The following is a 23542-nucleotide window of genomic DNA, read 5'->3' as shown; positions in this document are numbered from 1 at the left end:
CTTAGTTATTTTTCGATTTGATTTTTCTTAACAATTTTAGCTTTTAATTGTCTTTTACGAACTTGAACTAGTAATTCTTTACCTAACTCAAATTCATCACGATCAATAATAGCCATAGCAATTGATTTTCCTGAAGAAGGTGATTGAGTTCCTGAAGTAATTTCACCTATTTCTTTTCCGTCAAGATTCATTACTGTATAACCCGTTCTTGCAATGCCTTTATCTATAAGTTCTAAACCTACAGTACGTCGTTTTGACCCATTCTCTTTTTGATCTTTTAAAACAGATTTACCAATAAATTCATCTTCAATTAAAGGTTTAGCAGCAAAAGCAATTCCACCTTCATAAGGCGTAATTGATTCAGTGAGATCTTGTCCATGAAGAGGTAAACCAGCTTCTAATCTAAGTGTATCTCTTGCACCTAAACCACAAGGTACAACGCCTTTATCAATAAAACCATTCCAAATGTCAACTGTATCATTTGAATTACAATAAATTTCAAAACCATCTTCACCTGTATATCCAGATTGAGATAAGATAACATTTTTTCCAAAAATAGTTACATTTTGTTTGAATTCAAAAGGCTTCATTTCACTTACATCAATATCAACAAGTTCACTTACTAAAGTTCTTGCTTGAGGGCCTTGAACCGCTAATTGACCATACTGTTCAGACACATTTGTTACAGTAGCATTAAATTTAGATTGATGTTTTTGAATCCATTCGAAATCCTTATCAGTATTGGCTGCATTAACAATTAATAAGTATTTGTTATCAGCAATTTTATATGTTACTAAATCATCAATAATACCACCCTCATCATTACATAAAGCTGTATATTGAGCTTTAGTTTCAGATAAATTAGTAGTATCATTCGAAAGTAAATATTGAACAAATTTACTAGCATTTTCACCTTCTATTAAAATTTCTCCCATATGACTTACATCGAACATACCTACTTTGTATCTAACTGCGTTATGTTCTTCTTTAATACTAGTAAATTGAACAGGCATAGCCCACCCACCGAATTCAACTATTTTAGCACCACTATTTACATAAGTTTCATATAATGGTGTCTTTTTTAATTCGTTTGTCATTTAAAAACCCCCTATTTTTTTATAAAAAAAGCAGAGTAGCAGAAGCTACCCTGTCTAAATAACAAATCCAGGACTGCGTAACAGTATTATCCTTTTGCCTGAGAGTTTCGTAGTTTACTTGCACCTTCGGCGATAACATGACATAATTTCAAAACAACTATAGAATCAGTTCAAGTTATTCTCTCTAATACTGATCATTCGCATGGTATATGATTTAAAATTGTTTTATATACACATTCAATTGTTTTACTACTATCTACTTTTTTGGATGCGATTTCATTATATCTTGAAACTCTCGATAAATACAAGTCTTTTAATTGTTTTTCACTTTTGTTTTTCGCATTTGGTCTATGTGGATCATTAGCAATTCTATTATAGATAATATCTATATCACAATCTAACCAAATAACTGTTTTATTTTTTAAAAGTGAGATAGAATTATCGTTTTCTATAATTCCTCCCCCGGTTGATATAATATCATATTTACCAATACAATCATTTAAATATTTATACTCTAACTTACGAAATCCTTTTTCACCAATTTCATTAAAAATATCTGGTATTGTTTTAAATTCTTTCATTTCTATATATGTATCTAAATCAATATATGAATAGTGTAATTTTGAAGCCAAATATTTGCCAATAGTACTTTTACCAGTACCCATAAAGCCTGTTAATATAAGTGGTAAATAAGAATGAGTCATCCTAATCACCTCTCTTAAGTTTATCACTTATTATACTATCATAATATATTTGAATATTATGTATTGTTTTTAATTTTATACTATATTGAGCAGAATAAGTAGATATAATTATCAAATATATACTAAGAATAAATAATGTATAGCTACTTATATATCCTTTCATTTTATAAAAATAAGTTTTTTTCATAGTAATCGTTTTTATCACCTATTTTTAGTTTTAATTTTATGATGTTAGAAGGTAAAATTTGAAATTCTGCATTGATGACGTTATTTAGTAAAACGATATTGCCATTCCCATTAATTTTGTAAAATAGTTTGTTGTTTTTAAATTCTATATAATCTTTAGACGATTCATTATCAATGATAATTGTATGTTTATCCTTAATTATAAGGGCATGATGCTTTTTCGAAATAATTTGAGTTATATTTGTCTGAAAAAAAGCATATTCTGTTTGATAACTATTATATGACTCGTATAAATAGGAATGAGTCAATTTAATTAATTGAGGAAAAAATGTTAACATCATTGTTGTTAAAAATAATGAAACTAACATTTCTATTAAAGTGAATGATTTTAATTTAATATTTAACGCATGATTCGATTTCAGTTTCTTTGTGAAGTCCACATATTTTGTTGGAATAAAGTTTAATATGATAATCACCTAAATTTATACCTTTTGAAAGGGTTTTTTTATCATAATGGTTGATACTACTCATTATAGTTTGCTTGATTTCAATAATTTGGTATTCTCTTTTTAATGTATGATTTAAACTGATTAGTAGTGGAATTAAAGTAAAAACTATAGTAGTGAATATATACAAGCTAAATAAACTATCGATGAGTAACACTGCTTTAAATTTTAAAATATCTAATTCTTCCTTTTTCAATATTAATAATCAACTTATATTGATGTTGATTGATTTTCAATATTAAAGAGCCAAACTGATTTATTCTTCCTTCTTTATTAAAAGTAATTTTCTCTAAATTTCTAACTTCAACTATTTTTCCATCTTCAATATTGTAGTTGTACCGCCCACCATGTGCTTCTATTACTTTTATAATTGAGGAATGTTTTGAAATTAACAATGTAATAGATTGATGATCATGCATCGCTTTAGATTTAAAATATTCTAATTGATTAACAAATTGTGTTGCTTTTAAATCGTCTGACAAAGAAATATTGTTAAATACATTTACCCTTAAAGTTGCATTAAGTAAGATTGTTAAAATCAAAATGATTAACAAGCTCTCTATAAAAGTGAATGCTTTAATATTCTTACTCTGCAACTGCTTCTCCATTTTTAATACTGATAGTTTCTCCAGACTTACAAGATGATTGCCCTTGTTTTATAAACCCTTCAGTTACTAAGTCCTCAATAGAATTAGGAACTCTATTATGTTTTAAAGTATAAGCTTCAATTTGACTATTGACCATTTTCACTTGTGCTTCACATCCTGTTGATTGAATATGTGACATTTGTTTAGCTATATTCGGAATAATAAGAATGAGTAAAACACTAATTATTAATAGTACAAGTAACATCTCAATTAAAGTAAAAGCTTTTAATTTATTTTTGAATTTTTTCATAAAAAACCTCCATTTTACTTTACTTAATATTTTGCATAAGTTGGAACATGGGTAACATGATCACTAGATACAAGCTGACTATAAAGGCTCCTAAGAATATAAATACGATAGGTTGGATAATTTTTGACTGTTTTAAAGCTGTTTGTTGGAGCCTTTGAATTAATATTTGACAATACATTTTCAACTCAATATCTAATTTATTATTTTTCTCACCTTGCTTAATAAACTGTATTAAATCATATTGATAACATGGTATTTTAATCAAAATATTGGGTAAATTAATGCCTCTATTTAGTTCATTTTGAATAACGATACCAATATAATTCAAAAATGAGTTGTTTTGTAGATGAATGTACATATCTACGACTTGTTGAATACTAATACCATTTTTATAAAATAAAGCTAAATCATTAGCAAGTTGATATGTTTTTATAGTCGAATAATAAAAACGTACAATTGGTATGTAAGAAATGAATGTAAGTTTTTTGGATATATCTAATTTATTAAGAAAGATAAATATAATGATGGATAAAGTTAGTAAAGTAAAAAAAACAAAAAGAAAAATTTGCGGTAAATGACTAATTAAATATGTAATAATAGTTTGTGATAAATTGAGTTTAACATCCATCATTGAATACAGATGTTCAAATTGAGGTAAAACTGTATAATTTAATATACTTAACATAGTTATAAATATTGCAATTAAAATGATGGGATATTGAATAGCTTTTAATATTCGTTGTTTAGCTTGAAGATTTGTTTTTAAATAATTCATTGCTTCCTCTAGTGCTTCATTTATATTCCCATATTTCTGCGCAAATTGAATTTGAGTGATAATAGATTTAGGATAGCCTATTAATTCTAATATTTGATCGCATTCTCCTCCTGTTTTTATTATTTTAACTATCTTATTTGCTATATCTTTATTTTTATAATTAAAATACAAATTTATAAAATTAAAACTTTCTAATAATGTAAATCCACTTTTAAGTAAGTTATTCAAATTATTTAGAAGTATAATTTGTTGGTTTTCATTAAGAACTTTAGAATGTTTGTTAAATATATTTTTCAACCACATCTTCACATATAAGACCTTCTTTCGATAGCGATAACAATTTTTCTTTTAAATTATTAAATGTCTTAGGAAGCGTATGGTTATGTTCAAAAAAATATTGAATTTGATTATTTGTAATAGACTCACAAACAAGCTTTCTTTGATTTGAAGTAGTTGTAACTAATCTTTGATTTGAAATAACATTTATTGCTTGTGAAATTTCTTGAACACTAATCCCCATCTCTAACAATCTGAGTATTGCGCCCTTACAATTGCTTGAATGCATAGTAGTTAACACTAAATGACCACTTAAACTTGCTTGAATAACACATTTTGCCACTTCAGCATCTCTAATTTCACCAATTAAAATAACATCTGGATCACATCTTAATATTGCTTTAAATGAACTAACATAATCTATACCGGCTTTATGATTTACTGACACTTGTGTTATGCCTTTTAATAATTGTTCAACAGGATTTTCAATTGTAATAACATTTAAATTTAATTCTTGAAAAGCATAGAGTACTAATTGATACATCAAAGTACTTTTACCTGAACCTGTTGGACCAGTAAGTAAAATGAGACCTTGCTTTTTATTCATTAGAGATTTAAAGTCATTAAAGTCCTTATACTCTCTTTTAGAAGTGAAATATTGAGGGATAAGTCTAATAACACAACTTTCTACTCCTAATGACAAAGGTAAAGTAGAAATTCTTAAATAAAATATTGATTTAGCATGATAAGTATATCTACCACTTTGAGCTATTTGATGTGTTGATACATCTAAATTTGCTTTAAATTTCATATAAATTAATAATTTTTCATAAATGTCATTACTAAACATTTCATATGTCTCTAATATATCATTCACTCTGAATTTAATATGTACTTTATCCTCTGAAGGAATAAAGTGTACGTCACTTGCATTTTTTGAAATTGCTTTATTAATTATTTCTTGAAATAATAATTTCAAAAAAAACACCTCCTACATATATAAACGTAAGAGGTGTTTAAATTACTTTTTTATTGTCCATCTAAATATGGATTGAGTTGTTCGTCATCTACCGTAGTGTATTGACCATGACCTGGGAATAAAGGCAAATCTCCGTCTAATTCAAATAATTTATCCTTAATTGAGTCTACTAATGTTTCATAGTCTCCTCTATATAAGTCTGTTCTTCCAATACCGTTATTAAATAATGTATCTCCTACTACTGCAAAATCGTCAAAAACGTAAGTTAAACTTCCTGGCGAATGACCTGGTGTATGAAGAACATTGAATTTAAATTCATCGATTGTAAAATTACCTTCATCTAAAGCAATTGGTTGAGCTTTACTAGTAGTGAGTGGCATACCATATTGTTTAAATTTTGAAGAACCATTTTTTTCAGGATCAGTTAAGAAAGAAAATTCTTCTTTATGCATATAAACAGGTACATCATATTTGGATAATACATCGTCTAAAGCACCAATATGATCAAAATGAGCGTGTGTAAGTAGTATTGCTTTTAAAGGTTTATTGATTTGATTTAATTTCTTAAATATTTTATCAGATTCTCCAGCAGGATCAACTAATAATACACTGTTATCGCTTTCTACAAAATACGCGTTTGTATCAACTAATCCTAAAGATAAATTAGAAATTCTCATATTATTCACCTTGTTTATCTAAATGTTTTTGAACAGATTTTAATTTATCATTCATTTTACGAGACTTATCTCTTCTATCATCAATACGGATATTTGTACATACTCTATCTAATCCTTTATCAAATGGTAATTCGTGAATTGCTTGAACTACTTCAAATAAATCTTTAAGATCACCTTCGATAAGCGTATTCATAGGGGTTAATTGATAGTCAATTTTACCTTGCTTTTTAAATGCTTCTAGTTTCGTTTGGATTTCTGCAATATATTTACTAACACTAGGACCTTCCGTTCCGACTGGTATAACAACTACATCAATAATAGCCATTATTTAACACCATCCTTTTCAATTATATATGTTTTTATTAGTCCAGCAGCACCAGTGATACCAGCATCATTTCCAAGTTTTGCTTGGACAATTTCAGTATCTTTTTGAGCAGGAGTAAATGTTAAATTATGATATTCTGTTTTAATATTTTCAATTAATATTAATCCAGCTGTAGACATTCCTCCACCTAAAACAATATATTTAGGATTGCTTGTAGCACTAATTATACTACATAAATAAGCGATATGATTTGCGACCTTCTCTGTTATAAATATACAGAATTGATCTCCTGCTTTTGCTGCATCAAATACAGCTTTAGCAGTTACTTTATTCTCTTTTATAAGTGATAAAATAGATGATTTAAAAGTTAGTTTAGGATAATAAAAATTGACTAAATTAACCACTCCAGTAGCTGAAGCAACAGTTTCAATACATCCTGATTTGCCACAATTACAATTAAAACGTTGATCAAAATCAGTTCTAATATGACCTATTTCTGCACCTGAACCATTATGACCATGTACAATTTCACCATTTGAAATGATGCCTCCACCAAGACCAGTACCAAGTGTAATAGCAACTACATCATTTGCACCTTGACCAGCACCTTTATGCTTTTCACCCAGTGCAGCTACATTTGCATCATTATCCACATATACAGGACAATCTATAAATTCACTAAAAATCTCTCTCACATTTACATTTCCAGGCCAATGTAAATTAACAGCCCCATGTACGATTCCCGTTTCAAAATCAACAGGACCAGGAACTCCTATACCAACTCCGATAACATTTTGAAGATCAAAATGATAAGATTCAGTTGCTTCTTTAAAAGAATCAAAGACTTGCCTTAATAAAGTTCGACCTGTATGGTCTGAAGTATCGGTTTCAATAGACCATTTATGTAATCGTTCTAATTTTGTATCAAAGATACCAAGTTTACATGTTGTTCCACCTATATCAGCTGCTAAAATAATATTTTTCATTTATGCTCATTCCTTCTTTGATTAATTATTAAAATACATTTTAGATATTCTTCATTTGTTAAAAGATCATAATTGTAAAGAGAACGTATTTCTTGTTGCATCATTTCATACATATCTTCTTTATCTTTAAAATATATAATAAAACCATAACGTTTCAAAAGTTGCAAGACATCATAAAAATTGTTAATTTTTCGATTCATTACTATCTTTCAATTCTTTTTCTAAATTTTTATAGCTTTGGTTATTGGCATCAATTTTCAAAGCTTTTTTTATATATTTTAAAGATTTATCGTTATCATTTAATGCTCTATTAGCTATGGATAATTCATAGTTTAATAATGCAGAGTTAGGATGACTTCTTAGGCCTCTTTCCCAATCAGCCATTGCCTCTGCTTTAGAACTTTTAGTAGCAGTTATTAAACCTTTTAAGTAATATGTTTCATCATCATCGTATCCTTTATTGATTGTATGTTCAACAATTGATAAAGCATCATCATAATTATAGGATATCATTTCGTCTTTAATAAGTTTATCGTAAATATTTTCTTCTTTAATTGAAAATATTCTAATTTGTAATAAAACAAAAAGTACTAATAATAAAATTAAAAATAACCAAAATAAATTACGATTTTCATGAAAATAATAGCCTATTAATGTAATAAGGATACCACCTATGAAACCACCTAAATGAGCCATTAAATTAATATTCGACATAAATAGCGAGACAAAAATCAATATTAATACAACAACTAACAATTGTATTATCATTTTCTTATTAAAAGTCTTACTTAAGTACATCATCGTTAAAATAGCCCCTATAAGACCAAAAATGGCTCCACTTGCACCAACAGATATTGTACTTATATTAAAGGATAACGAAGCAAAGTTTCCAAATAATCCAGAAATTAAATAGATACCTAACATTTTATATGGACCAACGATCGTCTCTACAATTTTACCAAAAATGAATAAAGATAGCATATTCATTAAAATATGTTCAAAATTAAAATGTAAAAACATCGAGGTAATAAGACGGTACCACTCTCCGTGCACTACATTGAAGTGTACTAATCCCCCAACATCTAGTAGCTTAATATCTGAAAAATGATTTAGATAAATCTTCATATATAACCATACTAGGACATTTATAGCTATAAGTGTATAAGTCATTGGTGAAAATATCATCATATACTTATCAACAAGGTTCGTATTAAGTACACGCTTTTTATAATCTAACGATGATTTTTTATCTTTTTTATTAACGCGTTTTTTTAAAATAAAATTAGGCATTGTATTTTCTAAGTCTTTTTCATTAGTGATACTATGATAAATCAACTTAGTAGGATGCGTTTCATCGAAATTATCAATATTCATCGATGTTTCTAAAAAGTAGAAGAACTCAACTTTTTTAATTTTAAATCCTAACTTTTTTTGTAAATTCTCTTTATGATCATTTATTTTAGATTTGTCGAAGCGTATCTCTTGAGTTGAACTCACTTCTTTTCTAAATACAATAAGTTCTTCTTTTTTCTTATTGAATAACCAAATTTCATTTGTATTTTTATCTGTGTGTTCTAATTTATAGTTAAAATATTTGATCCAATAATAAATTGATTTCCAATATAGTTTATCAATATTCATTAATTCCTCCCAAATTTAGTGTTACATATAATTAAATTATCTACAGGTTGATCATGTTTTTCCACATCGAAATCTGATATTTGGAAGTCATATATAAGACTAATTGAGTTAATATCGTGTTGATTTAGAAATTTATCATAGTAACCTCCTCCATACCCTATACGAAAACCATTTGTTTGAAAAGCTACTCCAGGTACAATAAGTAAATCCATGTCATTACTAATAGATGTATCTTCATTAACATAATTAATGCCTTTATCATCGGTAGCTATTGATGACAAATCTAATAGTTGTTTAAAGTTCATATTACGACTTCTGTAATCTGTATTGGGCACAAAAATTTGTTTTCCATTATCTAAAGCGAAATTAATAATATTGTATGTATTAATCTCGTGTGGCATAGACAAAAATATACCGATACGATGTGCATTTTTGAATTTTTCGTTTTCAATTAATTGTTTCATTAACCAAATATCAGCTTTATGCTTACTTTTTTTATCAAAGTCTTTCATTTGTGATAAGATATTTTTTCTAATTTGTTTTTTACCCATTCTTTCTCCCATCCTTTAATATATATTATAACGTTATTATATAGTGATGTCATTTGTGATAATTCAAATTATTTTAAGTTAAAAAATTATATTAATTTATATAAAATAAATATAGTTGTTGATTATATATTTAGGATTATTAATAGTTGAATGAGCTACTAAAGTAAAAAAGGTTGGAACAATTTTGTTCCAACCTTTTTACTTTTAATATTATTTAGTTTCACGATGTAGAGTTTGTTTGTTATCACGTGAACAATATTTTTTCATTTCAATACGTTCAGGATTGTTTCTTTTATTTTTAGTAGTAATGTAGTTTCTGTCACCACATTCAGTACAAGCTAATGTTACGTTTACGCGCATGATTATACCTCCTTACCTTTTCTAAATACGACTTTATTATCATACCACTTAGACGATTAATTGAAAAGTATTAATTTTTACTAGTGTTAAATAGAAAAGCATCTTATCAACGGTTATTCAAATTATTTTTCATTTTTAAAGTAGTAATTAATGATATCTCTTCCTAAATCTCCCCCATTTAACCATGGTGGTGGAACAGGTTGATTAGTATATACGATAGAAAAAGCTAATTTAGGATCTTTAACAGGCGCATAACCTATATATGTTGAGTTAACTCTAGGTTGTCCATTTTGATAAACTTCAGCAGTACCAGTTTTACCAGCTGATGGAACAACAGTTTTATGGAAGCTTGCATAGCCTGTACCATCTTTTTCATTGAAAGCCATCTTGAATCCTTGTTTTACTTCATCTATCTCATCTTGAGAATTATTGACTTTATTTAGTATATTACCTTTAATTTTATCTTTTACAGGTCCTACCTGATCACTATTTGTTGCGTCATGTATAGCTAAACCAATGTGTGGTTGTACTCTGTAACCATTATTTGCAATTGTAGATATATATTGTGAAAGTTGAATAGGTGTATAAGTATCATATTGACCTATTGATAAATCTAAATAATTGCCTGGATTATTAGTTAATGGTTCAATTTGACCAATTGTTTCATTTGGTAAATCGATACCTGTTTTAACACCTAATCCTACTTGATTTAGACCTTTTCTCAGTTTTTGACCAGCTTCTTCAATATTATTAGGTAAATTCATACCACTTGAGTAAGGATCACCAGCTAGTCTTAAAGCAGTTTTAAACATATATACGTTTGAAGAATGCATTAATGCTTCTTTGTCGTTAATTAGGACTTTGCCATTTTGGTTAAAGTAAGAACGTTTAGTTAGTCCGCCACTAAAGTGTAAAGGTTCATCAATCATTTCTTCACCGACTTTGATAGTATGATTTTGATAACCAGTTAATAAGGTTGCTCCTTTAACAGAAGAACCGACTGCAAATTGGCCAGTAAAATTACCTAAATCATAATCTAGCAGTTCACCCTTTTTATCAATTTGTCTTCCAGCCATTGCAAGAATATCACCATTTTTAGGATTTTGAACAACTACAAGAGCATTGTCCATATTTGTTGCTCCTTGACTACGTAGTGTTTTTATTTCATTTTCTAATAGAGACTCAACTTTTTTCTGTAAATCAATATCAATGGTTAGTTGTAAATCATTTCCGCGTGACCCAGGGTTAATCACTTTAGAACTAATAACTTTACCAGATTTATCAGTAGTGTATTTCAACTGTTTCTTTTTACCACGTAGAATGTCTTCATATTGATATTCTAGATAAGCTTTCCCAACCCTGTCATTTCTAGAATATCCTTTTGCTAAATACTGTTCAGTTAATTCTTTAGGAATACCCTCAGAAGGTGTAGAGACACTACCAAATATACTTCTTAAAGTTTCACCATATGGATATTTTCGATCCCAATCCATTGAAGTATTGACACCAGGTAAATTATCCAATTGTTGAGAAACAGCAGCATATTCCTTTTCACTAACATCTTCATTTTTTATCATTTGCGGATCAAGTGTAGATCCAGCTGACATTTCTCTGTATATAGCTAATACTTGTAAATCATGCTTAGATAAACTATTTAATTGAGTTTCTGTAATTTTACTATGTAATTGTTTATCGTACTGTTCTTGACTTATGCTACCATTGTTAAGCATAGTTGTTTCTTTTTTCATTAATTTATTAACTTCTTTTGGATGATTTTGGATCCAAAAGTCTTGTTTATCTCGCTTTGTAATCTTATCAGTATTCATTGTAATGAGTTTAGCTAATTTTTTAGCGGTGTTTAACATATCTTGTTGACTGGTTTTTCTAGAACGAGTGTAGGTAATTGCTAATTTCGAAGCATTATCAACTAAAATTTTGCCATTTCTATCTAGTATTCTTCCTCGTGGTACGGATTCATTGACAGTAATATTCTCATCATTTTTCACTAATTGACTATAATGTGCACCTTGTGCAATTTGTAAATATCCTAGTCTTAGGACAATTAATACGAAAATCAAAACAATTGCACCAAATATAAAACTAATTCGTTTATTCATCGTATGTTTTATTTTTTCATCATTTGATTTTTCTTTTAATCTTTTAAGCAAGACAACCGACCTCAATTATTAATCATGTATACGTATAAATGATATATGAAATTGTATAATTTTTCTATATTTTTCATAAAAAAAAGTGATCTCCCAAAAAGAGACCACTAATAAATACTTTTTTTATTTATTATTTTGTAGCAGCATTGTATAACTCGTCTACTTTTTCCCAATTTACAACATTCCAGAAAGCACTGATATAATCAGGACGTTTATTTTGATATTTAAGGTAATAAGCATGTTCCCAAACATCTAAACCTAAAATTGGAGTTTTTCCTTCAGTAATAGGGTTATCTTGATTTGGAGTAGTAACAATTTCTAATTTTCCATTATTTACTACTAACCAAGCCCAACCTGAACCAAAACGTGCTGCAGCTTTATCAGCGAATTCTTTTTTAAACTCATCTAAAGAACCCCATTGTTCTTTAATTTTATCAATTACAGTACCTTTTTCTTCAGAATTAGGAGTTAATAATTCCCAGAATAATGAGTGATTTAAATGACCTCCACCATTATTACGTACTGCTGTTTGAATATTTTCAGGTACACTATCTAAATTTGCAACAATTTCTTCAATTGATTTAGATTCTAAATCAGTACCTTCAACTGCAGAATTTAATTTTGTAACATAAGTGTTATGATGTTTGTCATGATGAATTTCCATTGTTTCTTTGTCGATATGTGGTTCTAATGCATCTGCTGCATATGGTAAATTTGGTAATTCAAAAGCCATAAATAATCATCCTCCTAAATTATCTTTACATAAATAATAACAAGCTATGTGATGTGCAACAAATCATTTGCTTTAAATATTATTCACATAGTTGTCATATTTCTTATTATACTCTTCTTATATCTCATTTTAGTAGTTTTTAAACATATATTTCAATATTAGTAGAAATTCAGACTTTTGACCTATAAAAAACTGAGACGCTTACTTACGTCTCAGAACATTTCTCATTTTAATTTATACCTTTATTATGGCAAGTTTCACATATACCATATACCTCTAATTTATGAGTATGAATATCTACATTAGGTAGGAATTGCTTAACTTGCTCAATTGGACAAAAATCTATTACTTTTGTATCCCCACAATTTTCACATATAAAATGATGATGATGATGATTAGTACAAGCGATTCTAAATTTCATTTCTCCATCTAATTCTGTACTTTCAACAATATTTAAATCTTTAAAAAGATGAAGATTACGATAAATAGTATCAAAAGATATACCTGGATAATCATTGTCTAATTGTTGTTGTATATATTTAGCATTAATATATTTATCTTCATTAACAAAGATATTAATCATATCTTCTCTTTTCTTAGTATATTTTAACCCATTGTCTTTTAAAATTTTAATAGCGTCATTTGTATTCATAATTTAATGCTCCTTTTTGGCAGTTCGTTTAGTTTTCTGTAGTAACATCGTTATTCCTAAAATTAGAACTAATAATACCACGATGACACCACCAGGAGATATATTAATATAAAATGCTAAGGTAAGCCCTAGAATAACAGAACATTCACCTATAACAATACTTAAGATAATCAACTGTTTAAATCCTTTAGTTAATCGCATTGCTATAGCCACAGGTAATGTAATTAATGCACTCACGAGTAAAATTCCTACTACTCTCATTGATGCAGAAATGACCATAGCAACAATCGTTATAAATAAAAACTGAATCCATTTTGGAATATTAATAACCTTACTATATTCCTCATCAAAAGATAAAATAAATAATTCTTTGTATAATAAAAGAATGAATAATAATACGACGATTGAAATAATCGTAATTGTGATTAAGTCACTTAAATTTACAGCACTAATTGAACCGAATAATAACCCAACAATTTCTTGATTGAACCCATCAGCTAGAGAAATAAAAATTGCACTTAATGCAATTCCTGCACTCATTATAATTGGAATTGCAATTTCTTGATAGTTTGAATATGAAGTTCTTAATTTTTCTATAAGTAAAGCTCCAACTATTGCAAAGATTATACCAAACCACATAGGGTTTATAAATGCTAATGCTGGTGATAAGGTAATAATAAACATTCCAAACGAAATACCGCCTAGTGTGACGTGACTTAAAGCATCAGCAATTAATGATAATCGCCTTACTACTATAAATGCACCAATTAAAGGTGCAATAAAACCAATCAATATCCCACTTAAAAGTGAATATCTCATAAAATCAAAATTTAACAATGCTTCAATCATGATATTCACCTCTTAATTCAATCCATATACTTATCATAATTAACTCCTATTTAAAATTATGCTTCACAGCATGAACGATTATGTTGATGATCAACAAATTTAATTGGATGACCATATATTTTTGAAATTTCAACTTCATCAAGAGACTTAAATTCTTCAGTAGAACCGTGGAAATGAAGATGTTTATTTAAGCAAGCGACTTTTGTAGCTGTGTCTACCACAACGCCTATATCATGAGTAACTAAAATAATCGTTATACCTTCTTCTTTTAAATGTTGCAAGGTGGCATAGAATTCATTCACATGTTTTGCATCAATCCCATTTGTCGGTTCGTCTAATACTAAGACGGATGGATTTGAAATTAAAGCGCGTGCAATTAGTACACGTTGTTGTTGTCCACCTGATAATTCTGCAATATTTTTATTCTTTAGATGATGAATGTTTAAACGATGTAAAACATTATCTACTTGTTGTTCATCACTTTTATTAAACCACTGAAAAATTCTTTTCGTTTTAGTTAAACCACTTAAAACAACTTCTTTCACACTAGCAGGAAATCCTGCAGTAAAAGCATTGGCTTTTTGAGATACATAACTAATTTTTAATGCAGATTGAGTATTTTTTTTATAATATTTCCCGTCAATGTATATTTCACCGTGTTGTAATGGTAACAAGCCAAGAATAACCTTTAAAAGAGTAGATTTACCGGCTCCATTAGGACCAACAATTGCAAGAAAGTCACCTTTATTAATTCGAATATTAATGTTTTCTAATACTTGTTTATTATCAAAATAATAATCAATATTTTTTAATTCAAAAACAGGTTGATTCATCTTTTCACCTCGCTAAATACTATACAATTATATATGTTTTTTGTAAATAGTAATGTTTACGAATTAAAACAAGAGTAAGATAGCCTCTTTGTAGATTATGCTATCTTACTCTTATTTTAATTATTGATTCAATATTTTTTCTTTTAATTTGGGGTCAAAAATTTGAGATTTTAACATTTCGATTTCAAAGCGATAAGGCGGCTTTTTATTTTTCTTATCTTCTCCTACATAAGGAGTTTCAAGGATTTTAGGAATGTCTTTAAAAGCTTCATGATGTACCACATTATTCAAGGCGTCAAAACCAATATATCCAAATCCAATATTTTCGTGTCGGTCTTTATGTGCACCTTGTTCATTTTTACTATCATTTACATGAACAACTTTAATACGGTCTATTCCAATGATTTTATCAAACTCATTCAAAACTCCATCAAAATCATTTTTGATATTATAACCAGCATCATGTGTATGACAGGTATCAAAGCAAATAGATAATCGATCGTTATGTGTCACACCATCAATAATGCGAGCAAGTTCTTCAAAACTACGTCCAATTTCTGTTCCTTTCCCAGCCATTGTTTCAAGTGCAATTCGTACATCATGATCATGTGTTAATACTTCATTTAATCCTTTAATAATCTGATTAATTCCTTTATCTGCACCGGCACCTACATGTGCACCTGGATGTAAGACAATATCTTTCGCTCCTATAGCTTGCGTGCGTTCAATCTCATTTTGAAGGAAATTCACACCTAGTTCGTAAACTTCAGGCTTCGTTGTATTTGCTATATTTATTATGTAAGGAGCGTGTACAACAATATTGGATAAACCATATTGTTCCATAACTTTATGACCTTTTTCAATATTTAAATCGTTTATATTTTTTCTTCTTGTATTTTGAGGTGCACCTGTATAAATCATAAATGTTGATTCACCAAATTGATGTGCTTCTTCGGCCGATCCTTCTAACATTTTTTTACCACTCATTGATACATGTGAGCCAATTAACATTTGTTTCACCTAACCTTTTTTATTGTTTTTTCGTTGTTGTCTACTACGTTGTTTACTGTATTGCTTTCTCTCTTGTCGTTTCATTCTTTCTACTTCTTGTTTAAATTTCTTTTTATAGCCTGGTTTAACTTTATTTTTAGATTTACTTCTTACTTTATGTTTTACTTGATTTGTTAAATGATCATCTTTACGTTCACGTTTATGACGTGTATTGTGCGCTTTGATTGGCTTAAGTTCTCCATTTTTAATATCAACATTATCAAAGTGATAGCCTTTATCTTCAATAAGAGAAATATTATGTTCTTCATCTGGGCTATATAACGTTATAGCCACGCCTTTATAATTTCCACGTCCTGTTCTACCCACTCTATGAGTAAAGAAATCAATATCATTAGGAACATCAAAATTTACTACATGACTAACGCCTTCAATATCAATTCCTCTTGAAGCTAAATCACTTGCAATAACATATTGGAAATCTAAATTCCGAATACGTTTCATTTGTTGTTTACGTTCTCTAGGTGTTAAACCGCCATGAATCATACCTACTTTAATGCCAGACTCATTAAGAGATTGAGCAAGTTCATTTGCATTTTCTCTACTGTTACAAAAAATAATACATAGATATGGATTTAGTATATCAATTAATTGTAAAGTTTTATCAACTTTTTCAGTTCCTTTAGTAGGAATCAAATAAAATTCAATATTTTTTTTATTTTGGGATTTGTTATCAACTACAACATATTCAGGGTGACTAAGATACTTATTTAAAAACGGTTCTAATGATTTTGGAATTGTTGCACTAAAGACTGCAATATTAGCATTTTCATCTAAACGAGCAGCAATATAATCCACATCTTCTATTAACCCTAAATCAATGAGTAAATCTGCTTCATCGATAATTAAATATGATGCCTTATGAATATGCAAATGTCCACTCTGAGCTAAATCATTGATTCGTGTTGGTGTACCAATCACTAATTGAGGTTGTTGATTTGTTCGTTGTTTATCTTTCTCTATGTCAGTACCACCAATAAATAAACTTACTTTAATATCTGATTGAAAACTAGCTAGATGACTAGCCACTTTATATAATTGTTGTGCTAATTCACGAGTTGGTGCAACAACAATACTTTGAGGTTCTTTAATGTCAGTATTAATTAAATCTATTAAAGGTAATAAAAAGGCGTGTGATTTGCCAGTACCGGTTTGTGATTGACCAATTAAATTAGTCCCTTTTTTTATACGTGGAATAATTCTATTTTGAATTTCAGTAGGTTTATTAAAATTTAAATCTTTAACTGCATCAATAAGATTTGGATTTAAATTAAATATTTCAAATGGATGATTAGCCATTCATCTGGCCTCCTTTGTATTGTTTTAAATATAATTAAATGGATCTGTATTTATTTCTGAAGCTTCTATATTAAACTGCTTACTATCATTACTAAATAACCATCGTCCTAGTAAGTCTTTAAGTCCTTCTTTCATAACGTACTCACTATAATGATTGATATCTAATAAATGAATGCCATTAGTTTTAGCATCAAGTGCATCATGATGTTTTATGTCTCCAGTAACGAAAACATCTGCTCCCTTTTTAAAAGCACTAGTTTCAAAACCGATACCAGCACCTCCGATAATAGCAACTGTTTTAATTAACGCTTCTGAAGGACCTGTATAACGAACGCTAGGAATATTTAAATGTGCTTTAGCATATTTAGCAAAATCTTCTAAATTTAATGGTTCATTTAGTTCACCTATTTTTCCAAGACCATAATTAGCAGATGTCGTCATCTTAATAAAATCGTATACAGGTGTTTCATAAGGATGGTAATTAATAATTGCATTTTTAGCAATACTTAATTGATCTTTACGAATCATAAATTCTACCTTCACTTCATTTACATGTTCAATTCGATTTAGTTCTCCAATATGAGGGCGAGCGTCTCCAACTGGTTTGAATTGACCTTTACCTTTGGACTCAAAGAAACAATATTCATAATTCCCTTCTTTTGCTAGACCAATATTATTTATATGATATTTAAATGATTCTAGATTTTCTTCCGGAATGTAAGTTTGTACTTTATAATAAAAAGATTCTTCTTCATTTAAAAATCTAATATTAGTTAAATTTAATTTTTTTGCTAGCATCTCATTGACACCATCAATGTGATTATCTAAATTGGTGTGTAAAGCAATAAGTTGAATATCATTTTGAATAAGCATGTGTATCAATTTACCGTATCCATCATTAACTAATGATTTAACACCTTTAAAAATTAAAGGGTGATGCGCAATAATTGTATTGTATCCTTTGCTAATTGCCTCTTCTATTACTTCCATTGTGCAATCTAATGCTGTCAAAATACCTGTTATTTCTTTAGTGTCATCTCCAATTAATAAACCCACATTATCCCAGCTTTCAGCAGTTTTAAGGGGAACATGTTGGTCAATAATTGACATTAGTTCTTTAATTTTCATTATAGAGCACCTCTCTTATCATTGATATCTCTTCTTCAATCTCTTCTAGTCTCTCATGATGTTGTATTGGATTCAATTGATTACGAATATACTCTAAAGCTGCTAACTCTCTTTCCCATTTTTTTATAAAAATATCGTTTTTATGATTTAAAAGAATAGGACCAAATTTAAGTGATTTCTTATTAAGAAGATTAAGATTTTCTTTCCATTCACTAACTACAATTTCATAGATATGCCCTTTTTCTTCTAAAATTTCTTCAGCAATAATATCATAATTAAGATGTTGAAGTGTCTTGCGTAAGGTTTCAGTTTGAATATTACTTTGCAAAATTAGACGTGGATGATGTGCAAGTTTATTTTTACCCTCATCTAATATTTTCGCTATCAAAGGTCCACCCATTCCACAAATTGTGACATTATCTACTTTATCTTTCTCAGTTAGAATACTAAGACCATCACCTAATCGAACATCGATATGTTGAGTAAGTTGATGCTGTGCTACATTCGTTTTAGCAGCTGTATAAGGTCCTTTTATTACTTCACCAGCAATAGCATCATCGCATAGATGATGTTGTAATGCATAAATAGGTAAATAAGCGTGATCAGAACCGATATCAGCTAATGAATTAGGTAATAAGTATTGGCTTACAACTTTTAATCTATGATTTAATGATATCATTGTTATCTCCTTTATTATAAAAAGAGGCTAGGACATAGTATTGTCTTAGCCTCAAATTTCTTTATACATAACATCTATCGTTAACTCAGATTTAGCATTAATCTTAGTCCATAAAATCTTTAAGACGCTTGCTACGACTTGGATGTCTTAATTTTCTAAGCGCTTTAGCTTCGATTTGACGAATACGTTCTCTTGTAACACCGAACACTTTACCTACTTCTTCTAATGTTCTAGTTCGTCCGTCATCAAGGCCAAATCTTAAACGTAAAACATTTTCTTCTCTATCAGTAAGTGTATCTAAAACGTCTTCTAATTGTTCTTTCAATAACTCATAAGCAGCATGGTCAGAAGGACTTTGTGCTTCTTGATCTTCAATAAAGTCTCCTAAGTGACTGTCATCTTCTTCACCTATTGGCGTTTCTAGGGATACTGGCTCTTGAGCTATTTTAAGTATTTCGCGAACTTTTTCAGGTGGTAAATCCATTTCTTCACCAATTTCTTCAGGAGCAGGATCACGACCTAAATCTTGTAATAATTGTCTTTGTACGCGAATAAGCTTATTAATTGTTTCAACCATATGCACAGGAATACGGATGGTGCGAGCTTGGTCAGCAATAGCACGTGTAATGGCTTGTCTAATCCACCATGTAGCATAAGTAGAAAATTTAAATCCTTTACTAAAATCGAACTTTTCTACTGCTTTGATAAGCCCCATATTTCCCTCTTGGATTAAGTCTAAGAAAAGCATACCACGACCAACATATCGTTTCGCAATACTTACAACTAATCGCAAGTTGGCTTCTGCAAGGCGAGATTTTGCTACTTCATCACCTTGTTCAATACGTTTAGCTAATTCAATTTCTTCTTGTGCGCTAAGAAGATTTACACGTCCAATTTCTTTTAAGTACATTCTTACAGGATCATTAATTTTAACACCTGGAGGCGCACTTAAGTCATTTGGATTTAATTTTTCATCTGTATCTGAACTATCTTTTTCATTTACTAAACTAATATCGTTATCATTTAGTTGGTCAAAGAAATCATCCATTTGGTCGGAATCCATGTCAAAATTTTGCAGCTTTTCAGCAATTTCTTCATGACTTAGATGACCTTCCTTTTTACCTTTTTCAATTAATTGTTTTTTAACATCTTCTAATGTTAAAGTCGGATCAATTGTTTGTTTTTTGATTTTAACTTGGTTATCAGACATGAAAAGGCCTCCCAATCGTATTTTCAACTTTCAATTAAGATATTTAATTATATAATAAATTATTATAATAAGAAAAGTATATTTTATAATAAACATGAAATATTATCATTCTATAGGTAATAAAATGATATCCTTATTTCATAAATATTTAACTTATTATTTCTCTACCCTTTAAAAAAGCATAATAACCATTATACAGTAATGGTTATTAAATATAAATACTATATTAAAAGTTTAATATTTGTTTATATTCCTTTAATTTAAATGTTCATCTACATGCGTTGCTTGTTTTTATTAACTATCATTTGTAAATAATACTTTTGAGATTCTACGTCACCAATTCTAAGTGCTTCTTTTAATTTATGATTAAGTTCTTCAATAGAATCTTCATATTTGTTTTCATTTAAAGTTGAGATATATTCTTCAATTTCTAAATCATAAGGTTCTCGATTTAATTCATAATCATCAAGCTGTATGATTGCTTCTCTAATATCTTTATCTTCAATGTATAATATTAAATCACTAATCGAATAGTAATCATTTTCAGAATAATAATCGGTTAGCACTTTAAAAATACTTTGGAAATATTTATTCGTAAAATCATTTGCTTCAAGTTGTCGATTATAATTTAGAAATACATCTTTATCCATCATAAAGTGTTTTAATAAAGCTCTTTGTGCTTTTTCACTTTTGTTTAAATGTGTAAAAACAATATTTAAATTTTGAGAATTTAAATTCGAGTTATCATTGGTATTTCCAATATAGTCTTCTTCATATGAGATAAATTCAGGTTGTTGATGTACATTGGACATAATAGTATTGGCATCAATATTGAAAATGTCAGCTACGTCATTCACAATTTTATTTTTTAATATTGAAGATCTGACAAATGAAAGATCTTCAGTAATCTCTTTAAAGTGACGCTCATAAGCTAGATCATTATTTTCAATTTCATCTCGATAGAATTGAACTTTGTAAATAATAAACGATTTCTTCTCATTATTTATAAATTCTATAAATTTTTCTTTACCGAATTTAACTATATATTCATCGGGATCCATGTTTTTTGGTAATTGTACTACAAATACATTCAATCCATGTTTAAGTAAATGTTCTCCAGTTTTTAAAATGGCCTCTTGACCAGCAAAGTCTCCATCAAACATTAAAGTTATATTAGAGGTTAATTTTTTTAACACTGTAATGTGATCTTCTGATAATGCTGTACCCATACTTGCTACTACTGTTTTTAATCCAGCGTAATCAGCTTTAATTACATCCATGAATCCTTCTAACAACATTACTTCATCATTTTTTCTAATTGACTTTCTTGCGCTATCAAGATTATAAAGTAATCGTCTCTTTTGAAAAATCGGTGTCTCAGGACTATTTAAATACTTAGGCTCTTGATTGTTATAAGTTCTACCAGAAAAACCGACAATTCTTCCTTGAGCGTTTTTTAAAGGAAACATAATGCGATCTCTAAAACGATCATAGTAACTAAAATTTTCTTCGTTACGTGATAACAAACCAGCTTCATAAGCTAGTTCTATGTCATATCCTTTTTGTTGTAAAAAGTCATGACAAAAGTGAGCGTTATTAGGGGCATACCCAATTCCACGAGATTTTATTAATTCTTCAGTGAAACCACGATTTACAAGATAATTTAAAGCTTCTTCACCTTCTACGGATTTCATTAATGCATACATATAATATTCATTAATTAATTCATGCATTTCAATCATTTTTAAGTCTTCAGATGCTATCTGCGTTGTAGATGGATTAGAATGACCAATATCTACTTTTATATTAACGCGTTCTCCAAGTTCTTGTACTGCTTCTACGAATGAAATGTCCTTAATGTCTTGAATAAATTGAAAAACATTTCCACCTTTTTTACAACCAAAGCAATGGCATATTTGTTTATCTTCAGAAACTGTAAACGAAGGTGTTTTTTCATCATGAAAAGGACACAAACCAATGTAATTGCGTCCTCTTTTTTCTAATTTCACATATTCACTTACTAAATCTAAAATATCTGTTTTTTCCTTTATTTCGTTGATTACAGACTGTTCTATACGCAATATATATCACCTATTAAATAGTAGTCATAGTATTATACACTTTTATAGAAGGTTTTTAAATATTTATGCTTTACTTTCAATGATTTGTATAACATCATTTGCTGTTTCTTCAATAGCCTTATCAGATACATCAATAACAGGACATCCTATTTTTTCGACAATTTTTTCAAAATATTGAATTTCTTCTTTAATTCTATCTTCAGTAGCATATCTAGCATGCTCACCTAATCCTAATTGTTTAAGTCGTTGTTTTCTTATTAAATTAAGTTTATCTTCACTAATCTTTAATGCTATACATTTATTTGGATTAATTTTAAACAATTCGTCTGGTGGCGTTACCTCTGGAACTAGAGGAATGTTCATTACTTTATAGCTTTTATGCGCTAAATACTGAGATAGAGGTGTCTTAGAAGTTCTTGAAATGCCAATTAAAACAATATCTGCCTTAGGTAATCCTTTCGCATCTTTGCCATCATCATATTTTACCGCAAATTCAATTGCATCTATTTTTTTGAAATAGGCATCGTCTAATTTATGAACTCTGCCTGGCTGATTATACGGCTCCTCATCGTGCGTTTGATTAAGTAGTGTCATTAGAGGACCCATTATATCAACAGCTTTTAAGGAGAAAGCGTCTACTTTTTTCTTCATATATGCTTTGATTTTTGGTTCTACTAACGTATATACAATAATTGCATTTTTATCTATAGCGACCTGTATAACTTCATCTATATCCTTAAAGGTTTCTATATAAGGATATCTCAAAAAACCATGTTTACAAGCTTTAGGATTAAATTGAGCGACGCAAGCACTAGCAACCAACTCAGCTGTATCTCCTATTGAATCAGATGCAATGATTATCTTTATATTTTCCATTGTTTA

26 protein-coding genes and 1 riboswitch are annotated in these 23542 nt (G+C 28.9%); all 26 genes read right to left on the bottom strand.

Translation table 11 applies throughout. The features are described from left to right. Positions 1-5: 5 nt before the first annotated feature. On the bottom strand, positions 6-1097 hold the full coding sequence (gene gcvT / locus NSU06_RS06245; protein ID WP_017176243.1) for a glycine cleavage system aminomethyltransferase GcvT: 1092 nt from the start codon (positions 1095-1097) through the stop codon (positions 6-8). A gap of 76 nt (positions 1098-1173) precedes the next feature. After that, positions 1174-1295: riboswitch (glycine riboswitch) on the bottom strand. After that, positions 1292-1801 (bottom strand): shikimate kinase, encoded by a 510-nt coding sequence (locus NSU06_RS06240; RefSeq protein WP_017176242.1) that lies wholly within the window; start codon positions 1799-1801, stop codon positions 1292-1294. (Overlaps the previous riboswitch by 4 nt.) A gap of 164 nt (positions 1802-1965) precedes the next feature. Continuing rightward, positions 1966-2463: a competence protein ComG gene (locus tag NSU06_RS06235; RefSeq protein ID WP_017176240.1), complete on the bottom strand. Its 498-nt coding sequence runs from the start codon at positions 2461-2463 to the stop codon at positions 1966-1968. Positions 2464-2654: 191 nt separating this feature from the next. Continuing rightward, on the bottom strand, positions 2655-3089 hold the full coding sequence (gene comGD, locus NSU06_RS06230) for a competence type IV pilus minor pilin ComGD (protein ID WP_017176239.1): 435 nt from the start codon (positions 3087-3089) through the stop codon (positions 2655-2657). After that, complete coding sequence (comGC, locus tag NSU06_RS06225) at positions 3079-3390, bottom strand: competence type IV pilus major pilin ComGC (RefSeq protein WP_017176238.1); 312 nt, start codon at positions 3388-3390, stop codon at positions 3079-3081. Before comGC ends, comGD begins: the two co-directional genes overlap by 11 nt. 19 nt (positions 3391-3409) lie before the next feature. After that, positions 3410-4468 carry a competence type IV pilus assembly protein ComGB gene (comGB, locus tag NSU06_RS06220; protein WP_048681721.1) on the bottom strand — a complete coding sequence of 353 codons (1059 nt, stop codon included), beginning with the start codon at positions 4466-4468 and terminating at the stop codon, positions 3410-3412. Next, entirely contained in the window at positions 4446-5420 is a 975-nt protein-coding gene (gene comGA, locus NSU06_RS06215) for a competence type IV pilus ATPase ComGA (protein WP_017176236.1), read from the bottom strand. Before comGA ends, comGB begins: the two co-directional genes overlap by 23 nt. Positions 5421-5470: 50 nt before the next feature. Further along, positions 5471-6097: an MBL fold metallo-hydrolase gene (locus tag NSU06_RS06210; protein WP_017176235.1), complete on the bottom strand. Its 627-nt coding sequence runs from the start codon at positions 6095-6097 to the stop codon at positions 5471-5473. 1 nt (position 6098) lies between these two features. Continuing rightward, positions 6099-6422 (bottom strand): MTH1187 family thiamine-binding protein, encoded by a 324-nt coding sequence (locus tag NSU06_RS06205; RefSeq protein ID WP_017176234.1) that lies wholly within the window; start codon positions 6420-6422, stop codon positions 6099-6101. After that, on the bottom strand, positions 6422-7408 hold the full coding sequence (locus NSU06_RS06200; RefSeq protein WP_002449785.1) for an ROK family glucokinase: 987 nt from the start codon (positions 7406-7408) through the stop codon (positions 6422-6424). Before NSU06_RS06200 ends, NSU06_RS06205 begins: the two co-directional genes overlap by 1 nt. Next, complete coding sequence (locus NSU06_RS06195; RefSeq protein WP_017176233.1) at positions 7405-7608, bottom strand: YqgQ family protein; 204 nt, start codon at positions 7606-7608, stop codon at positions 7405-7407. The genes NSU06_RS06200 and NSU06_RS06195 overlap by 4 nt, the downstream gene beginning before the upstream one ends. Beyond that, positions 7592-9049 (bottom strand): rhomboid family protein, encoded by a 1458-nt coding sequence (locus NSU06_RS06190; RefSeq protein ID WP_017176232.1) that lies wholly within the window; start codon positions 9047-9049, stop codon positions 7592-7594. The genes NSU06_RS06195 and NSU06_RS06190 overlap by 17 nt, the downstream gene beginning before the upstream one ends. Then, positions 9049-9600: a 5-formyltetrahydrofolate cyclo-ligase gene (locus NSU06_RS06185; RefSeq protein WP_017176231.1), complete on the bottom strand. Its 552-nt coding sequence runs from the start codon at positions 9598-9600 to the stop codon at positions 9049-9051. Before NSU06_RS06185 ends, NSU06_RS06190 begins: the two co-directional genes overlap by 1 nt. 210 nt (positions 9601-9810) lie before the next feature. Further along, positions 9811-9960 (bottom strand): 50S ribosomal protein L33, encoded by a 150-nt coding sequence (gene rpmG, locus NSU06_RS06180; protein WP_002449881.1) that lies wholly within the window; start codon positions 9958-9960, stop codon positions 9811-9813. Positions 9961-10082: 122 nt separating this feature from the next. Beyond that, the gene (locus NSU06_RS06175) at positions 10083-12128 is read right to left on the bottom strand and encodes a peptidoglycan D,D-transpeptidase FtsI family protein (RefSeq protein ID WP_017176230.1); all 2046 of its coding nucleotides are present in this window, start codon (positions 12126-12128) and stop codon (positions 10083-10085) included. Positions 12129-12258: 130 nt separating this feature from the next. Then, complete coding sequence (locus NSU06_RS06170) at positions 12259-12861, bottom strand: superoxide dismutase (RefSeq protein WP_017176229.1); 603 nt, start codon at positions 12859-12861, stop codon at positions 12259-12261. A 229-nt stretch (positions 12862-13090) separates the two neighbouring features. Further along, complete coding sequence (locus NSU06_RS06165) at positions 13091-13513, bottom strand: Fur family transcriptional regulator (protein WP_002455286.1); 423 nt, start codon at positions 13511-13513, stop codon at positions 13091-13093. Positions 13514-13516: 3 nt separating this feature from the next. Continuing rightward, the gene (locus tag NSU06_RS06160) at positions 13517-14362 is read right to left on the bottom strand and encodes a metal ABC transporter permease (RefSeq protein WP_017176228.1); all 846 of its coding nucleotides are present in this window, start codon (positions 14360-14362) and stop codon (positions 13517-13519) included. A gap of 56 nt (positions 14363-14418) precedes the next feature. Continuing rightward, positions 14419-15195, bottom strand: coding sequence for a metal ABC transporter ATP-binding protein (locus tag NSU06_RS06155; protein WP_017176227.1), 777 nt, complete (start codon positions 15193-15195; stop codon positions 14419-14421). Between the two features lie 120 nt (positions 15196-15315). Next, positions 15316-16206: a deoxyribonuclease IV gene (locus tag NSU06_RS06150; RefSeq protein ID WP_017176226.1), complete on the bottom strand. Its 891-nt coding sequence runs from the start codon at positions 16204-16206 to the stop codon at positions 15316-15318. 9 nt (positions 16207-16215) lie between these two features. Beyond that, on the bottom strand, positions 16216-17562 hold the full coding sequence (locus NSU06_RS06145) for a DEAD/DEAH box helicase (RefSeq protein WP_017176225.1): 1347 nt from the start codon (positions 17560-17562) through the stop codon (positions 16216-16218). A 24-nt stretch (positions 17563-17586) separates the two neighbouring features. Next, complete coding sequence (locus tag NSU06_RS06140) at positions 17587-18690, bottom strand: Nif3-like dinuclear metal center hexameric protein (RefSeq protein WP_017176224.1); 1104 nt, start codon at positions 18688-18690, stop codon at positions 17587-17589. Next, a complete protein-coding gene (locus NSU06_RS06135; protein WP_017176223.1) occupies positions 18680-19369 on the bottom strand; it encodes a tRNA (adenine(22)-N(1))-methyltransferase in 690 nt (229 codons plus the stop codon). Before NSU06_RS06135 ends, NSU06_RS06140 begins: the two co-directional genes overlap by 11 nt. Before the next feature lie 103 nt (positions 19370-19472). Then, entirely contained in the window at positions 19473-20579 is a 1107-nt protein-coding gene (gene rpoD / locus NSU06_RS06130; protein WP_002449793.1) for an RNA polymerase sigma factor RpoD, read from the bottom strand. Positions 20580-20851: 272 nt separating this feature from the next. Next, positions 20852-22660, bottom strand: a complete 1809-nt coding sequence (dnaG, locus tag NSU06_RS06125) for a DNA primase (RefSeq protein WP_017176222.1) — start codon at positions 22658-22660, stop codon at positions 20852-20854. 63 nt (positions 22661-22723) lie between these two features. Next, positions 22724-23536: a pyruvate, water dikinase regulatory protein gene (locus NSU06_RS06120; RefSeq protein ID WP_017176221.1), complete on the bottom strand. Its 813-nt coding sequence runs from the start codon at positions 23534-23536 to the stop codon at positions 22724-22726. Positions 23537-23542: the final 6 nt, after the last annotated feature.

Source organism: Staphylococcus sp. FSL W8-1270 (genome assembly GCF_038007165.1).
Lineage (GTDB): Bacteria > Bacillota > Bacilli > Staphylococcales > Staphylococcaceae > Staphylococcus > Staphylococcus hominis.
This window is presented reverse-complemented; position numbering and strand designations above follow the sequence as displayed.

What these genes read in the sequence shown, in the direction of transcription:
- gcvT (WP_017176243.1), bottom strand. Translation starts at nt 1,097, where the DNA reads ATGACAAACGAATTAAAAAAGACACCATTATATGAAACTTATGTAAAT.
- NSU06_RS06240 (WP_017176242.1), bottom strand. Translation starts at nt 1,801, where the DNA reads ATGACTCATTCTTATTTACCACTTATATTAACAGGCTTTATGGGTACT.
- comGC (WP_017176238.1), bottom strand. Translation starts at nt 3,390, where the DNA reads ATGAAAAAATTCAAAAATAAATTAAAAGCTTTTACTTTAATTGAGATG.
- comGB (WP_048681721.1), bottom strand. Translation starts at nt 4,468, where the DNA reads ATGTGGTTGAAAAATATATTTAACAAACATTCTAAAGTTCTTAATGAA.
- NSU06_RS06210 (WP_017176235.1), bottom strand. Translation starts at nt 6,097, where the DNA reads ATGAGAATTTCTAATTTATCTTTAGGATTAGTTGATACAAACGCGTAT.
- NSU06_RS06205 (WP_017176234.1), bottom strand. Translation starts at nt 6,422, where the DNA reads ATGGCTATTATTGATGTAGTTGTTATACCAGTCGGAACGGAAGGTCCT.
- NSU06_RS06200 (WP_002449785.1), bottom strand. Translation starts at nt 7,408, where the DNA reads ATGAAAAATATTATTTTAGCAGCTGATATAGGTGGAACAACATGTAAA.
- NSU06_RS06195 (WP_017176233.1), bottom strand. Translation starts at nt 7,608, where the DNA reads ATGAATCGAAAAATTAACAATTTTTATGATGTCTTGCAACTTTTGAAA.
- NSU06_RS06190 (WP_017176232.1), bottom strand. Translation starts at nt 9,049, where the DNA reads ATGAATATTGATAAACTATATTGGAAATCAATTTATTATTGGATCAAA.
- NSU06_RS06185 (WP_017176231.1), bottom strand. Translation starts at nt 9,600, where the DNA reads ATGGGTAAAAAACAAATTAGAAAAAATATCTTATCACAAATGAAAGAC.
- rpmG (WP_002449881.1), bottom strand. Translation starts at nt 9,960, where the DNA reads ATGCGCGTAAACGTAACATTAGCTTGTACTGAATGTGGTGACAGAAAC.
- NSU06_RS06170 (WP_017176229.1), bottom strand. Translation starts at nt 12,861, where the DNA reads ATGGCTTTTGAATTACCAAATTTACCATATGCAGCAGATGCATTAGAA.
- NSU06_RS06165 (WP_002455286.1), bottom strand. Translation starts at nt 13,513, where the DNA reads ATGAATACAAATGACGCTATTAAAATTTTAAAAGACAATGGGTTAAAA.
- NSU06_RS06160 (WP_017176228.1), bottom strand. Translation starts at nt 14,362, where the DNA reads ATGATTGAAGCATTGTTAAATTTTGATTTTATGAGATATTCACTTTTA.
- NSU06_RS06155 (WP_017176227.1), bottom strand. Translation starts at nt 15,195, where the DNA reads ATGAATCAACCTGTTTTTGAATTAAAAAATATTGATTATTATTTTGAT.
- NSU06_RS06150 (WP_017176226.1), bottom strand. Translation starts at nt 16,206, where the DNA reads ATGTTAATTGGCTCACATGTATCAATGAGTGGTAAAAAAATGTTAGAA.
- NSU06_RS06145 (WP_017176225.1), bottom strand. Translation starts at nt 17,562, where the DNA reads ATGGCTAATCATCCATTTGAAATATTTAATTTAAATCCAAATCTTATT.
- NSU06_RS06140 (WP_017176224.1), bottom strand. Translation starts at nt 18,690, where the DNA reads ATGAAAATTAAAGAACTAATGTCAATTATTGACCAACATGTTCCCCTT.
- NSU06_RS06135 (WP_017176223.1), bottom strand. Translation starts at nt 19,369, where the DNA reads ATGATATCATTAAATCATAGATTAAAAGTTGTAAGCCAATACTTATTA.
- rpoD (WP_002449793.1), bottom strand. Translation starts at nt 20,579, where the DNA reads ATGTCTGATAACCAAGTTAAAATCAAAAAACAAACAATTGATCCGACT.
- NSU06_RS06120 (WP_017176221.1), bottom strand. Translation starts at nt 23,536, where the DNA reads ATGGAAAATATAAAGATAATCATTGCATCTGATTCAATAGGAGATACA.